The following is a 14,043-nucleotide window of genomic DNA, read 5'->3' as shown; positions in this document are numbered from 1 at the left end:
CACCACTCGGCAGTTGGTTGTCCGCCGGCTCGTTTCGCCCCGATTGCCAGGCCGACGCTTCGGCTCGCCGACCACCCACCACCTTCAGGAGAACGCACGTGGCGCTCGAAAACGCGGACACAGGCGGCCCTCGGCTCAAGGACGCGCTTGCGGCGCTTCCCGCCTACACGCCCGGCAGGCCGGCTCGGGTCGAGTCGGGGAAACCGTCGTACAAGCTTTCATCCAACGAGAACCCGTACCCGCCCCTGCCCGGCGTTCTGGAGCGTGCCGTCGCGGCAGCGGAGCACCTCAACCGGTATCCGGACATGGCGAGTTCCGCGCTGACTGCGGAACTCGCCGACCGGCTCGGTGTTCCGCAGTCGCATCTGGCCACCGGGACCGGTTCGGTCGGCGTGGCCCAGTCGCTGGTGCAGGTGACCTCGGGCCCCGGAGACGAGGTGATCTTCGCCTGGCGGTCCTTCGAGGCGTACCCGATCATCACCAGGATCGCCGGTGCCACGCCGGTCACCGTCCCGCTGCTCCCGAACGAGTGCCACGACCTGGACGCGATGGCCGACGCGGTCACCGACCGGACCCGACTCATCTTCGTCTGCAACCCGAACAATCCGACCGGCGCGGCGGTCCGCCGGGCCGAACTCGAGAAATTCCTCGACCGGGTGCCGTCCTCGGTGCTGGTCGTGCTGGACGAGGCGTACAGAGAATTCGTGCAGGACCCGGCGATCCCCGACGGCGTCGAACTGTACCGAGACCGGCCGAACGTGGTGGTGCTGCGCACGTTTTCCAAGGCGTACGGCCTGGCCGGGTTGCGGGTGGGCCATGCCGTCGCGCATGAGCCGGTCGCCGAGGCGCTGCGCAAGGTCGCCGTGCCGTTCGGTGTCAGCCGGATTGCCCAGGACGCGGCGGTCGCCTCACTGCGCTCCGAGCCCGCATTGCTCGAACGCGTTGCCGCCCTGGTCGACGAACGCGCCCGGGTCACCGAGGCGTTGCGTGCCCAGGGCTGGACCGTGCCGGACAGTCAGGCGAACTTCGTCTGGCTCCGCCTCGGAGCGCACACGCAGGCCTTCGCCGCCGCGTGCACTGCGGAGGGTGTGGCGGTCCGCCCCTACGGCGACGAAGGCGCGCGCGTCACTATCGGCGAGAAGGAAGCCAATGACCTCTTCCTGGAGGTGACCGCACGCCTGGCCGTCGAGGGCTTCTGAGCGATCGACCGCCGCGCCGAAGTCACCGCAGGGAGACCCAACCCGGTCTGTGCGCTCGTAGTAGGTCGACGAAACGTTGAACTGCGTCGGCGGCCACCGGGCGGGCGCCCCGGCGGCCACGGGTTCGACACGACCGAAATGCTGTGCGGCAGCCAGAGCTCGGGCAGGGGCCTACCCGCGTGACGTGCGCCGGAACGGCCGGCGAGGCCGGGCGTGAGGAGCGACGTTTCAATTGTTGAAGTGTTCTACAGTTCATGGATCCGGCTCCGGCCGTAGCGGCTCTCGGCGGGCTCCGACGGATCGACCGTTGTCGCTGCCGCAGGAGCGTCCGCACGCCTGCTCATGCTTCCGGGAGGTTCCATGACCAACGACGTCCTCCAGTCCCTGGTCGACAACCTCGCCGACCGCCTGCGCCGGTCCGTCGTCATCGACGACTCGTCCTTCCGGCTGCTGGCGGCGAGCCGGCACTTCGGCGACGAGGACGCGGTCCGGATCGCGACCGTCATGAACCGCGAGGTGCGTACGGACGTCGTCGAGCGGATCGTGTCCGCAGGAGTGGCCTCGTGGACCCGGCCGGGCCGTGTGGCTCTGGACATTCCAGGGTGCCTGCCGCGGTGGTGCGCGCCGATCCGCTGCCGCGGTGAACTGCTCGGGTACCTGTGGCTCATCGACGCGGGGGAGGGGCTGTCCGAGCCGGAGGCCGACATGGCAGTCGACGCCGCCAAACGCGCCGGCATCGCGTTGTACGAGGACGCGCACGGGCCGGCAGTGGCGCGCCCTCGCCATGAGGATGCCCTGCGGGCCCTGGTCGGCGGGTCTCCGGCGGCCCATCGCCGAGCCGTGGACGAACTGAGCGCCGACACGGTCCTCGGTGCACCCGGTATGGGGTTCCAGGTCGTTGTCGTCCACGCCGTCGTCACGCGTGACCGGGCGGGATCCGGGAAGACCACCGCTCGCGCCGACTGCGACGTCGCGTTGGCGGCGGCCGTGGTCGACGGACTGCGCGCGGTCCCCGGTGAACGCCTCCTCTCGGTGGCCGACGAAGGCTGCGCCTGGGGGGTGCTGGTCGCTCCGGGCGGGCCGCCTCCCGGGCGGGCGGCGGCGTTTGCACGCACAGCCGCTGCCCGGTTCGCAGCGCTGACCGGGCAGGCTGCGGGCGTGGCGGTGGGCGTCGGCCCCGTGGTGGATCGCGTGGACGCGATCGCCGACGGGTTCGAACGCGCACAGCTGGCCGCCCGCGCCGCCGCGGTCCTGCCCGAGCGCGACGGCTTCATCCGTTGCGAGGAACTCGGGCCCTACGAAGTGTTGCTGCGTATCCCACCCGAAGACCTTAAATCGCTGGCCCGGCTACCGGTGATGCGGGCACTGGACGCTGAGGACAGCCGGCAGGTGCTTGCCGAGACTTTGGAGGCGTACCTCGACAACGCGGGGGACGTGCGACGGACCGCGGAAGCGCTCTGCGTACACCGGGCCACCCTCTACCACCGCCTGCGCAGGATCGAGTCGGTGACCGGATGCTCCCTCCAAAACGGAGACGATCGACTCGCCCTGCATCTCGCGGTCAAAATCCGCGCATTGGCGGGGGTGTTGCATCCCTCGCCCCGACACCGTGGCGCGGACACGTCATGAGCCCCGAGGCACACCTTGCCGGCCACCGCACCCGACACCGGCGGTAGCGCCGACGACGGCGTCCCACGAAGATGCACGCCAAAGCGGGTGTCTCGCGGGCGAATGCCCACCACCTCATCGCGCGCGGCGTCGCCGACAAACATCTTGCAGCCCAGGTCGCGCACCACGAACACATCGACATGCACGAAGCCAAGGTCTTGCAGGTCATCGCGGGCAACACCCGCGTGCAACGCCTCGCCATCGGCCCCGCCTTCGCCGTCCAGTAGACCCAGGAGGCCCGGTGGGCGAGGTATGCCGTCCCCCGGGTCGAACCCGGCTCACCGCATGGCGGCAGACCGCGACAGATGTCGAATTTCCCGCGCGCGATTCGCAACGCTCGGCTGATGCCCCTGCCTGCCGGTCCGGGGAAGGATGGATTCCACCACACGGGCGCCAAGGACGCGTCCGCGCGGCGGACACCGCCCGCTCGCGGCCCTCCTGCGACTCCACGGTGCCGCGGCGCGACTCGATGCCCGGCAAAAACGGAACAACACGTGCCGCTGCACCGCGGCCAGGCGCTGTCGGAACCCCCAGTACATCCACCCGGAGGCCGCGATGTTTGAAGAAGCCCAGTATCTCGCGCCGGTCACCGTGCGCGCTGACGGCGGCGTCGAAGTCGAACTCGCCCACGGGCACCCCGGCTTCGCCGACCCCGCCTACCGGCAGCGCCGTAACCGCATCGCCGAGCAGGCCCTGGGGCACACCGTCGGTGCACCGATCGCCAACGTGGCCTACACCGACGAAGAACACGAGGTCTGGCGTGTCGTATCCGAAGAACTAGGCCGCGCTCACCGTCAGTTCGCAACAGCCGAGTACCTGCACGGCACCGAACGCCTAGGGCTTCCCGCCGACCGGATCCCCCAGCTCCAGGAAGTCAGCGACGCCTTGGAGCCGCTCACCGGATTCCGCTACCTCCCGGCCGCGGGACTGGTCGAACTTCGCGAGTTCTACGGATCGCTGGCGGATTCGTACTTCCATTCCACGCAGTACGTGCGCCACCACAGCGTGCCGCTCTACACCCCGGAACCGGACGTCATCCACGAAGTGATCGGCCACGCCAACGCACTCGCAAGCGACCGGTTCGCCGCCCTCTACCGGCTCGCCGGGCAGGCCGCGCGACGCGTCGAGACGCACGAGGCACTGGAGTTCGTGTCCAAGGTCTTCTGGTTCACCCTCGAGTTCGGCGTCATGACCGAGGCCGGCGAAACCAAGGCCTACGGCGCGGGCATCCTGTCGTCGTTCGGCGAGACCCGCGAATTCCGTGGCATGACCATCCGTCCCCTGGACCTCGCGGCCATGGGCACCACGACCTACGACATCACCCAGTACCAGGACACTCTGTTCCTCGCCGAGTCGATGGAGCACCTGGAGGACGTCGTCGGCACCTTCTGGGCCACCTGTGACGACGACACCACCGCGCGCCTCGCCGTACCCGTCGGGTGATCGCCGTCGTGTAGGCAACCCCAGCGGTCCTCGCTTCACACAGCGGGACACGACACGACGATCCGGAGAGAGAAGAGTGCCGCCACACCCCCTGACCGAAGCCGAACTCGCAGAGGCCGTGGCCGGCTTGCCCGACTGGACGTACGAGCACAGCCGGCTGACGCGCACCTTTCGACTGCCGCGGCCTTCCGTGACACCGTTCCTCGAGGCCGTGGCAAAGGCCGAGGACGCCGCGAACCACCACGCCGTGATCACCCTTCTCTACGACAAGGTGTCCCTGGCCCTGCAGACCCATGACGCGGACAACAGCGTCACGGTTCGCGACGTCGCTCTCGCCCGCGAGATCTCGCTCCTGGCGCGGCAACACGGCTCGCACTGACGCCCACGACGGCCCCGGCAGGGTCGTCGGCTTCCCTTGCCGTGCCGTGCGGCACAGCGCCGGGGCGGTGCCGCGCAGCCACCCGCCCCGACCTCGACTTCACCATGATCGCCGAGGGAATGGGCGTGCCGGCTACCCGCGCGAGGACGACCGAGGAGCCGGCGGGCCAATTCTCGCGTGCGGTAGCCGAACCGGGCCCGCACCTGATCGAAGTGGTTGCACCTCAGCGTGACGGTGATCCGTTGCTCGCGTTCCGGTCAGCCGGCAAGGGCGTCGCGCCAGTCGTGCGACTTGTAGCAGGACCCGTTGTCGGTCATCACACGTCGGACGGTGACGCCGCAGGACGTGAAGTAGGCGTGCGCTCCGGCCCGGAAGGCGATGGCGGTTTCCTTCTTCTCGTCGGTTGGGCTCTCCTCGTCTCGGGTGCACGAACTGCCAGGGAACCCGGCCGGCGCGTTGGACCGGCAACCTCCGCACCGTCCCCGCGAATGATCTCGCCCCCTCGCGCTGGTTCCCGGTCTCGGGCCTCGCTCTCGCGGGCCTGCTCGCGGTCATGGCCTCCGGGTGGCCCTGTGCACGACAGCGGGCGGGAGGTTCGCCCACACCGCCTTCGAGCGCTCCAACCGGTCGAAACGACGGGCCAGTTCGGCGGTGAAGTGACGGGCCGGCGGAGTCCGGATCGTGTGCACATAGGCGAAGGTGGTGAACCGGCCGCCGGGCGCGAGGACTTCGGTCACGGCATCCAGGATGTGCCCGCGCCGGTCCTGCGACATGACCGTCCACGGCAGCCCGGAGACCACCGCGTCGACCGGTTCGCCCACCGCGGCGGCCAGCCCGGCGGCCGAACCCTGGACCACGGTCAGCCGGCTGTCGCGCCGGGTGGCCGACAACCGGACGGCGAGCACCGGGTTGAGCTCGACCGCGACGAGCCGTGCGTCGGGGGCAAGTCGGGCGAGGATCGCGTCGGTGAACACCCCGGTCCCGGGACCGAGCTCGGCGACGAGCCGGGCCCGCTCCAGGCCGATGCCCTCGGTCATCGCGTACGCCAGCCGCCGTGAACTGGCCGCCACGGCACCGGTCATGAGAGGACGCCTGAGGAACTCGGTGGTGATCGACATGGCGGCCATGCTGGAAGCGCCCCGGGTAGCCGCACGTCGTATCCCCGGCCGGTGTCCGTACGACTGCGGGAGGACCCCGGGACGCCCGCCAGGATGATGCCGGTGAGCGGGCCCCGACCATAGCGTGAGGCGGTGCAACGGCTGATCGAGACCCTGCCCCGCCTGCGGCGCGAACATTCGTGGCTCGCGGACGTCCTGTTGCTCGTGCTGGTGGCCGTGCCCCCGGTGATCCACCGGCAGCCGGGCTGGCAACCGGTCTGGGTACAGGCGGGCGTCTACGTCGCCCTGGTGCTGCCCCTGCTCTGGCGCCGCCGCCGGCCGGTCCTCGTCGCGGCCCTGGTGACAGCCGCGTTCTGGGCGCAGTACCTCGGACACGTGTGGGGACAGGAACCGGGACGCGGCGCCGTCGCCCTGGCCGCGGTCCTGGCCACCCTCACGGTACGCGGCCTGCGCCGGGTCGCCGCGGCGACGGTGCTCTGCGCCGCCGGCTGTGTCGTGCTGTGGATTCCCGCCTGGCAGCGGGACTACGGGGGCCCGGGCACCCGGGGGGCCTGGCTCACCCCGCTCGCGGTGGGGCTCCTGCTGGCCGGGGCCTGGATGTTCGGCGAGTACGTCCGTGCCCGGCGCGCCTATATCGCCGAGTTCGAGCGGCGGGCCGAGCTCGCCGAGTCGGAGCGCCTCGCGCTGGCCCGGGTCGCCGTCGCCGAGGAACGGGCGCGCATCGCCCGCGAGATCCACGATGTCCTCGCGCACAGTGTGAGCGTGATGGTGCTGAGCGCGGAGGGCGGCAGGATGATGCGGCACGCCGACCCCACGGTCGTCGACCGTACCCTCGGTGTCATCAGCGCGACCGGCCGCGAGGCACTGGACGAACTGCGCCGACTGCTGGAGGTACTGCGCACCTCCGACACGGACACCCCGGCCGGCGGCCCAGGCCCCGGGCCGGATCACGGTGGGCCCGGTGAGTCCCTTTCGGCGGATCTGCGGCGGCTGGTCGGGCGCCTCAACACAAGCGGCGCGCGCGCCCGGCTGGATCTTCGTGGAGAGGGTGGCGGTCTTCCGGCGGACCTCACCGCGCAGACGTACCGCATTGTGCAGGAGGCACTCACCAACGTCTTCAAGCACGCACCGCCGGACGCCACGATCCACGTACGGGTCGACACCGGTACCGAGGGGCCCGAGCGGCTGGTCCGCGTCCGGGTGGAGAACTCGGCCGGAGCCGGAAGGGAAGCAGCCCCGAAGCACCCCACCCCGCTGCTCCTCTCCGGTCACGGGCTCACCGGCATGCGCGAACGCACCGCCCTGTACGGCGGGAGCGTCGACGCCGGACCCACACCCGACGGCGGCTACCGGGTCACCGCCACCCTGCGCGCCACCGAGCCCGAGTCCGTGACGGCGAACCCATGATCGACCCGACCCCGACCCCGATCCCGTCCCCGGCTCCTGCTCCGGCATTGTCCCGAGTGCTGATCTGCGACGACCAGGAGTTGATCCGGATGGGCCTGCGCATGGTCATCGACAGCCAGCCCGACCTCACCGTGGTGGGCGAGGCCCCCGACGGCCACGCGGCAATCACGGGCGTGGCCGCCCTGAAGCCGGACCTCGTCCTGATGGACGTACGCATGCCCGGCATGGACGGGCTCGCCGCAACCGAACACCTCTGCGCACAGCCCCATGGACCTCGGATCCTCGTCGTCACCACCTTCGACCTCGACGAGTACGCCTACGCTGCTCTGCGCGCCGGCGCGAACGGCTTCCTCGTCAAGGACGCCCCCGCCGAGGAGATCCTGGTCACCGTTCGCGCGGTGCTGCGGGGCGAGGTCATGGTGGCTCCCTCACTCACCCGGCGCCTGGTCGAACGCTTCGTCCGGCACGCCCCCGCGCCCGCGCCCGCCCAGCGCGAACTCCTGGCCACACTCACCGACCGGGAACGGGAAGTCCTCGCCCTGATCGCCCGGGGACTGGCCAACGGCGAGATCGCCGACCGCCTCTTCGTGGGAGAGACGACCGTCAAAACCCACCTCGGCCGCATCCTGACCAAACTCGGCCTCCGCGACCGCATCCACGCAGTGATCTTCGCCTACGAGAGCGGGCTGATACGGGCCGGGGACTGACCAGCGATGGGCACAGCGCCGACTGCCCGCATCGCCGTGGGGCAAAGCAATACCTGGCTTCCCTGATGAAGGGAGCCGATAGCGGCCGTGGGCACCCACCTACGGCGGGTCGAGGCGCCCGAGTCTCGGACGCCGGCAATCTCAGCCGACAGGCCAGTGGATTCCCTGGCCGCGTCCTCGGACGGCACCACTGGCGACCTGCCGGTAACGAACGTGTCATGAGCCCAAGCGAGCGGCGGCGTCAGCGGCCGGTGGTGCGTCGGGGCGGCCGGGTGGCGTTCGGCGACGTGTCGGGCGACGGCGTCGACGCCGGGCCGTGCGTACCGCTCCGGGGAGCGCACCGAGGCATGCCGGGAACGGGCGAGGAGCATGGGGTGCCCCTATGGGTTTCGTCAAGGGAAATCGGGCTGCATCCGGGGTGGCGAGCGGGGCAACAGGGCGGTGTGCCCGATCTGTTGCGGGATGACGTGAAGTGTTTCTTCGATCCCGACCTGATGGGATCCCTGCCGGACATGCGTGTTCCCGACGCCTCGGTGGAAACCGGCAGACGGTCCTGGATCTTGTCGAGGCGAGAGGCTGAAAGTGCCGATACTCCGAAGGTGAGACGGCGCTGCCGGTGCCCCGGGCGAGGGCCGTGCTGTCCCGCCCGCGTGACGCCGACCGTCCGAACAACCGTCTCCGGGGCCGCCCGCACAGCCGCTTGCGTGACCACCGAACGACGCTGCGCGACCCGTGGGCAAGTACCCGGGATCGCCCACATGTTACTCATGAGTATGCCGTGACTTGTCACGCGATCACGCCTAGAACTTGTTCTCACTCCCCCCAGAGTGAGGAACGTCACATGAGCGATTCCGCCATGCACAGAAACAGTTCCCAGGGTTTCTCGCGCCGCGCTTTCATCACTGGAACCGGTTCCATCCTCGGCGTCGCGGCCCTCGCCGGTCGCGCCGGCGCGGCCCGGCCGACGGCGGCTGCCTCCGCCGCCTCGATTCCCTCCGGGGCAAACGTCCCGGCCCTGGTGATCGGCACCGGATACGGCGGCTGTGTCGCCGCACTGCGTCTGGCCCAGGCGGGCGTCGACGTGCACATGATCGAGATGGGCATGTCCTGGGACACCCCCGGCCCGGACGGCAGGATCTTCGCCAACACCACCTCCCCCGACGCCCGTTCCTTCTGGCTCCGCACCAAGACCAAGCAACCGCTGAGCAACTTCCTCGGCTACCCCATCGACCGGGACATCCCCAAGTACACCGGCATCCTGGACGCCGAGGAGTTCGCGGGCATCACCGTCTACCAGGGCCGAGGCGTCGGCGGCGGCTCGCTCGTGAACGGCGGCATGGCGGTGACCCCCAAGCGGGAGAACTTCGGCGCCATCCTGCCCTCGGTGAACGTCGACGAGATGTACGACACCTACTACCCGCGCGCCAACGCCGGTCTGGGCGTAGCCACCATCGACCCGGCCTGGTTCGACACCACCGCCTGCTACCAGTACGCCCGGGTCGGCCGCAAGCACGCCCAGCGCTCCGGCTTCCCGTTCGTATTCGTGCCCACCGTGTACGACTGGGACTACATGAAGCAGGAGGCCGCCGGAGCCGTGCCCAAGTCCGCGCTGGCCGGTGAGATCCTCTACGGCAACAACTACGGCAAGAAGTCCCTGCAGAAGACCTACCTCGCCCGGATCAAGGACACCGGTCGGGTCACCATCTCCTCGCTGCACAAAGTCACTTCGGTCACGCCGGCAGCCGGCGGCGGCTACACCGTGGTGATCGACCAGACCGACACCGGCGGTGCCACCACCCTCACCAAGACCGTCACCGCCGCCAAGGTCTTCTTCGCTGCGGGCAGCGTCGGCACCAGCAAACTGCTGGTCCGGCTCAAGGCCACCGGAGCACTGCCCGCGCTGAACGGCGAGATCGGCCAGGGCTGGGGCGACAACGGCAACGTGATGTGCGGCCGGGCCAACCACCTGTGGGATCCCACCGGTTCCCTCCAGTCGTCCATCCCCACCGGCGGCATCGACAACTGGAACGCCGGCGGCGCGTTCGCCGAAGTCGCCCCGTTGCCCACCGGCATCGAGACCTACGCGTCGTTCTACCTGTCGATCACCAAGAACCCGAACCGCGCCCGGTTCTCCTGGAACGCCGCGACGGGCAAGGTCGAGTTGAACTGGCAGGCCTCCTGGAAACAACCGTCCATCGACATGGCCAAGACCATCTTCGACAAGATCAACGCGAAGGAGGGGACGATCTACCGGACCGACCTCTTCGGCACCTACAAGATCTGGGGCGACCACCTCACGTATCACCCGCTCGGCGGCGCGGTGTTGACCAAGGCCACCGACAACTACGGCCGCCTGTACGGATATTCCGGTCTGTATGTGATCGACGGCGCGCTGATCCCCGGCAACACCAGCGTCAACCCGTTCGTCACCATCACCGCCCTCGCCGAACGCAACATCGAGAAGATCATCGCCACCGACCTGTGACACCACCCTGACCGCGCGCCCCGGTGAGCCTCACCACCCCCGGTGCGAGCGCGATCCCGGGGCCGTCCGGACCCTCCGGCCGGCCCCGGACCGCACGCCGCGCCGTCGACATCGCGGCGCACCCCGCCACGCGGCATCATGTGCGCGTGATCACCATTGAGTCCGACCCGGCAGTTCCGCGCCGTCAGTTGAAGGTGACAGTAGGAGCGTCCCCGCGGCCGGGGCATGTGGCGAGCGGTGGTGGGTGTGAGGCACAAGAGAAGGGGCAGAGATGGGTCCCGTCATTCGACCCGAAGGTCGTGTGGGGACCGGGCAAGCGGGCCGGTGGCCTGCCGGCCGCAGGAGATCCTGCGCCGAGTAGGAGTGCACGTCGCCCGCGCCGCCCTCTCCATCCGGCACCCCCCGTCCCGGAGACAGACATGGCCGACCATCCGCGACACGCCGCGCCCAACACCCGTGCGCGCGACTGGACCCTGCCCAAAGCCCCCGGCACCCTGGCCGTCGCCCGGGCCCTGGTTCGCGAGGCTCTCGCCGCGTGGGCCTGGCCCGACGAACGGGTCGACGACGTGGTCCAGGTCGTGTCCGAGTTGGTGGGAAACGTCCTGCGTCACACATCCGCCGAGGCACAACTGACGCTTACCCCCACAGCCGACGGAGTTCTCATCGGAGTCGGCGACCGGGCCGGCCACCTGCTCGTGCTCCAGCGGCCCCCGAACGCGCACGGTGGCTACGGCCTGCTGCTCCTCGACAGACTCACCGACGGGTGGACCATCGAGGAGAAGTCCTCGGGTAAACATGTGTACGCCCACATCCGACGCTGAATCCCGTGCCTCGGCCGAAGGTTCCCGGAGGGAAGCATGTGTGTGCGGGAAGCGCGGCGCTCGTGGTGGAGTTCGGCACCGCGAACCCGCCGCCGGACATGCGTGTACCAGGACGCCCGCGCGGTGACGAGCCGGTTGCTCGTGGGTCCGACGGCGATCCGGGACGCTTGTTGCGAGAGCGCCGGTGCCGGGCCTCGCGACCACTGCTCTGCTGTGTCGCCCGCTTCACGCCGACGAGCAATAGTCAAGAGTTGCGGATGGAGCCTTCGGACGCTGTGGTCTCGGCTGCTGCGAGCAGGGCACGGACTCGCGGCCCCTGGTTTCCGGTTCGCTGCACGGACAAGCTGACCAGGCGTCCGACGACGTCCCGGCGGTTCGGCGCCGCGTGCCGGCGCCATATCCCGCGCCGACCCCGCCGCGACGCCCGCCGGCCGAGCCGAGGCACACGAGTACCTCGCCGAACTCCACGTACGCCTCGACGACTTCGCCCGCGCGCACGAACAACTGGACGAACTCGCCCGCCTGCCCCTCCGGAGGCACCACGGTGTCGGGTGGACAGCGCGTTGTGGAGGTCCGGCTGGGACGGCACGGCTCCGTACCCGGTACCCGACACTCCCGGCCCGCCAGGGGCTGATGCGGGCCTGTGCCGTGTCTGGTGGGCCGGTTCCGGATCCGTTCGCCCACCCCGGGCCGTGTTCCATCGGTTCAGACGACGCCGTACGCGCGGGCGAGGTTCAGGCTGTCCTCGTAGGTGCGGCAGCGGGTGATCAACCCGTTCTCGACGGTGAGATGGAATACGATCGGCGAGTCGAACAGGTTGCCGTTGTGCACCACGGTCTGCCGCATGTGACCTATGACGACGGCGTGTTCGCCGTCCACGAGGATCCGGTGCAGGGCGAAGTCCACGGGCTTCAGGTTGCGGGTCAGGATCGGGAAGAACGCGGCGACATCCGCGCGGGTGGTCCGCCGACCGATCCAGGGCACCTCCTCGGCGCCGTAGACGTCCCAGTCGACGTCGTCCGCGAACATCTCCGGCAGCCGCTCGTGCTCACCGGCACCGATCCGGCGGAAGTACTCCTCGACGACGTCCCGAGTTTCGCTCATGACCACATCTCTCTCTTCGAACACACGCATGCGAGCACGTATTCGAACACCTTATTGTATCGATTGGTCCAAAACAATCGGGCCCACACCCGACATGTACCGCTCGATCGGGAGGGGAGTACCGGCTCCCGCCGGAACGCCGCGCTGTGAGCCCACCGCGTCGGCCCCACCGGACGCGGGGCGACCGTCGAAGATCGACCCGCACCTCACCGACACCGCCCGCGCGCCCGGCGTCCCACGCATCGTGCCGCACGTGGGTCGCGATCGCGTGTCCACATCACCTCGGCCGTCACCCGACGCCTGCCCCGCACCCGGACCGAACACATCGCGCCCGGGCCGGTGTCGGGGGTGCCGTTCTCCCTGCCGTGCGGATCCGGCAGCCTGTCGCGCCCGGTCGTCGACGGGCACGGCACGTGCGCGGACAACACGTGCCGTGGCACGAGGACGTCGAGGAGCCTGGACGGGCTCCAGGCGATGGACGCCGTCGTGCACACGGTTGTCGAGCCGGTCGTCCCCGCCGCCGCGAACCCGGACGAAGTTCTGGGCATCCGTCACGCAACCCTCACTGTGCCGTTCGGCTCCGTGCGGGTGACGCCCTGGCCTAGGGGCGCGTGGCGCCGGTCTGGTCGGTGCTTGCGAAGACGCCGGCGAGGGCGGCGGCGTGGGCGGCGGCCGCGGCGCGGTCGGCGAGCGCGGTGTCGAGTGATCGGCGTACGACGAGCATCCGGTAGTAGACCGGCGCCCCCAGTGCGGCGATGAGTTCGATGCCGTCGGTTTCGGGGGGCAACTCGCCGCGTGCGATCGCACGCTCTACGATCACGGCGGCACCGGCGTTGCGCTCGGCGAAGAAGTCGTGCAAGGCACGCTCCGCCGCCGAGTCCCTGGTGGCACCGGCGACGATGGTCTCGATCATGGTGCGGAAACGGATGTCGTCCCGGTACAGGGCCACGATCGACCGCGACAGTGCCCGAAGGTCTCCTTCCAGTGATCCGGTGTCGGGGAAGGGGATCTCGTTGAAACTGATCCACGTCAGGAGATCCACGATCAAGCCCTCGACCGTGCGCCAACGCCGATAGATGGTGGCCACGTGCACACCGGAGCGACGAGCCACGTTCTCCATGGTGAGTCCGCCTTGGTCGGGCTCACCGAGTTCCGCCAATACAGCGCTCAATACCTCGGCACGGGTACGCGCCGTGCGTCCACCGGGGCGCACGGATCCGGGCGTGCGCGTCGACTCATTCGCTGACACTGGACCCCACAACGGTCGAACGGTCTCGCCGGCAGAACACGGGCGGGATACCCGCGTTCGACGGTGGCCACCCCCGAGGCCGCCGGCCACTCGGTCGTGTGACCCTAGCCGCTCGGAAAGCGGTCCATCGTCGGCGGGCCGGATGGTCGACGGCCCGGGGTAAGACGAAAGGGCGGATCGCGCGGGCGAAACGGGGATCGCACGTCTGCTCTCCGCCTCGTGGCGCGACGCGTCCGCGGCAGTGGTGGGGCACGGCGACCCGACTGCGGGCGACTTCGGCAGGGCCCGCGCGTCCGGCCGACTTCGCGCGTCGGCCGAACGCGGGATCGGGGCGGCGCCCGGTCCCGGCTACCCGGACACCGAGGTCGGAAGAGGCCCGATACCGGTCGCCACGTACGGCTTCCGGCCCTTCCTGCGGCATGAGAAAACGTTCGCTCTCGGGTGGGCCCCTTCCAAGGTGTGG

The 14,043-nt window shown here is 69.9% G+C and carries 12 protein-coding genes and 2 pseudogenes; 10 read left to right on the top strand and 4 right to left on the bottom strand.

Annotated features, from left to right (window positions below; genetic code table 11):
* Positions 1-98 precede the first annotated feature (98 nt).
* From hisC to ACFXKZ_RS31575, 5 genes are all read left to right on the top strand, one after another.
* Positions 99-1,199, top strand: coding sequence for a histidinol-phosphate transaminase (hisC, locus tag ACFXKZ_RS31595; protein WP_380004798.1), 1,101 nt, complete (start codon positions 99-101; stop codon positions 1,197-1,199).
* Between the two features lie 360 nt (positions 1,200-1,559).
* Complete coding sequence (locus tag ACFXKZ_RS31590) at positions 1,560-2,828, top strand: helix-turn-helix domain-containing protein (RefSeq protein WP_380004796.1); 1,269 nt, start codon at positions 1,560-1,562, stop codon at positions 2,826-2,828.
* Positions 2,829-2,899: 71 nt separating this feature from the next.
* Positions 2,900-3,094, top strand: coding sequence for a hypothetical protein (locus ACFXKZ_RS31585; RefSeq protein ID WP_380004794.1), 195 nt, complete (start codon positions 2,900-2,902; stop codon positions 3,092-3,094).
* Between the two features lie 328 nt (positions 3,095-3,422).
* Positions 3,423-4,310, top strand: coding sequence for a phenylalanine 4-monooxygenase (locus tag ACFXKZ_RS31580; protein ID WP_380004791.1), 888 nt, complete (start codon positions 3,423-3,425; stop codon positions 4,308-4,310).
* A complete protein-coding gene (locus ACFXKZ_RS31575) occupies positions 4,267-4,689 on the top strand; it encodes a 4a-hydroxytetrahydrobiopterin dehydratase (protein WP_380004789.1) in 423 nt (140 codons plus the stop codon). Before ACFXKZ_RS31580 ends, ACFXKZ_RS31575 begins: the two co-directional genes overlap by 44 nt.
* Positions 4,690-4,955: 266 nt before the next feature.
* Here the strand turns inward: ACFXKZ_RS31575 and ACFXKZ_RS31570 are convergent.
* Both ACFXKZ_RS31570 and ACFXKZ_RS31565 read right to left on the bottom strand, forming a co-directional pair.
* Positions 4,956-5,090: pseudogene (locus tag ACFXKZ_RS31570) on the bottom strand (IS481 family transposase); the annotation flags it as partial.
* A 150-nt stretch (positions 5,091-5,240) separates the two neighbouring features.
* Positions 5,241-5,807: a class I SAM-dependent methyltransferase gene (locus tag ACFXKZ_RS31565; RefSeq protein ID WP_380004787.1), complete on the bottom strand. Its 567-nt coding sequence runs from the start codon at positions 5,805-5,807 to the stop codon at positions 5,241-5,243.
* A gap of 132 nt (positions 5,808-5,939) precedes the next feature.
* Between ACFXKZ_RS31565 and ACFXKZ_RS31560 the strand changes: the two genes are divergently transcribed.
* The 5 genes and pseudogenes from ACFXKZ_RS31560 (at position 5,940) to ACFXKZ_RS31540 (ending at position 11,227) form a co-directional block, all read left to right on the top strand.
* Positions 5,940-7,214: a sensor histidine kinase gene (locus ACFXKZ_RS31560; protein ID WP_380004785.1), complete on the top strand. Its 1,275-nt coding sequence runs from the start codon at positions 5,940-5,942 to the stop codon at positions 7,212-7,214.
* Positions 7,211-7,921: a response regulator gene (locus tag ACFXKZ_RS31555; protein WP_380004783.1), complete on the top strand. Its 711-nt coding sequence runs from the start codon at positions 7,211-7,213 to the stop codon at positions 7,919-7,921. The genes ACFXKZ_RS31560 and ACFXKZ_RS31555 overlap by 4 nt, the downstream gene beginning before the upstream one ends.
* A gap of 443 nt (positions 7,922-8,364) precedes the next feature.
* Positions 8,365-8,600 (top strand): annotated as a pseudogene (locus ACFXKZ_RS31550) (hypothetical protein); the annotation flags it as partial.
* A gap of 162 nt (positions 8,601-8,762) precedes the next feature.
* Positions 8,763-10,406, top strand: a complete 1,644-nt coding sequence (locus ACFXKZ_RS31545; RefSeq protein ID WP_380005022.1) for a GMC oxidoreductase — start codon at positions 8,763-8,765, stop codon at positions 10,404-10,406.
* 419 nt (positions 10,407-10,825) lie between these two features.
* Complete coding sequence (locus ACFXKZ_RS31540; protein WP_380004781.1) at positions 10,826-11,227, top strand: ATP-binding protein; 402 nt, start codon at positions 10,826-10,828, stop codon at positions 11,225-11,227.
* 705 nt (positions 11,228-11,932) lie between these two features.
* Here ACFXKZ_RS31540 and ACFXKZ_RS31535 read toward each other — a convergent pair.
* Both ACFXKZ_RS31535 and ACFXKZ_RS31530 read right to left on the bottom strand, forming a co-directional pair.
* The gene (locus ACFXKZ_RS31535) at positions 11,933-12,331 is read right to left on the bottom strand and encodes a nuclear transport factor 2 family protein (protein ID WP_380004779.1); all 399 of its coding nucleotides are present in this window, start codon (positions 12,329-12,331) and stop codon (positions 11,933-11,935) included.
* 601 nt (positions 12,332-12,932) lie between these two features.
* A complete protein-coding gene (locus ACFXKZ_RS31530; RefSeq protein WP_380005020.1) occupies positions 12,933-13,451 on the bottom strand; it encodes a TetR-like C-terminal domain-containing protein in 519 nt (172 codons plus the stop codon).
* Between the last annotated feature and the right edge of the window lie 592 nt (positions 13,452-14,043).

Source organism: Embleya sp. NPDC059237 (assembly GCF_042754105.1).
In the GTDB taxonomy this organism is placed as follows: domain Bacteria; phylum Actinomycetota; class Actinomycetes; order Streptomycetales; family Streptomycetaceae; genus Embleya.
The sequence above is the reverse complement of the archived record's forward strand: the minus strand, read 5'-3'. Positions and strand labels throughout refer to the sequence as shown.

What these genes read in the sequence shown, in the direction of transcription:
- ACFXKZ_RS31540 (WP_380004781.1), top strand. Translation starts at nt 10,826, where the DNA reads ATGGCCGACCATCCGCGACACGCCGCGCCCAACACCCGTGCGCGCGAC.
- ACFXKZ_RS31535 (WP_380004779.1), bottom strand. Translation starts at nt 12,331, where the DNA reads ATGAGCGAAACTCGGGACGTCGTCGAGGAGTACTTCCGCCGGATCGGT.
- ACFXKZ_RS31565 (WP_380004787.1), bottom strand. Translation starts at nt 5,807, where the DNA reads ATGTCGATCACCACCGAGTTCCTCAGGCGTCCTCTCATGACCGGTGCC.
- ACFXKZ_RS31530 (WP_380005020.1), bottom strand. Translation starts at nt 13,451, where the DNA reads ATGGAGAACGTGGCTCGTCGCTCCGGTGTGCACGTGGCCACCATCTAT.
- ACFXKZ_RS31580 (WP_380004791.1), top strand. Translation starts at nt 3,423, where the DNA reads ATGTTTGAAGAAGCCCAGTATCTCGCGCCGGTCACCGTGCGCGCTGAC.
- ACFXKZ_RS31545 (WP_380005022.1), top strand. Translation starts at nt 8,763, where the DNA reads ATGAGCGATTCCGCCATGCACAGAAACAGTTCCCAGGGTTTCTCGCGC.
- ACFXKZ_RS31585 (WP_380004794.1), top strand. Translation starts at nt 2,900, where the DNA reads ATGCACGCCAAAGCGGGTGTCTCGCGGGCGAATGCCCACCACCTCATC.
- ACFXKZ_RS31555 (WP_380004783.1), top strand. Translation starts at nt 7,211, where the DNA reads ATGATCGACCCGACCCCGACCCCGATCCCGTCCCCGGCTCCTGCTCCG.
- ACFXKZ_RS31590 (WP_380004796.1), top strand. Translation starts at nt 1,560, where the DNA reads ATGACCAACGACGTCCTCCAGTCCCTGGTCGACAACCTCGCCGACCGC.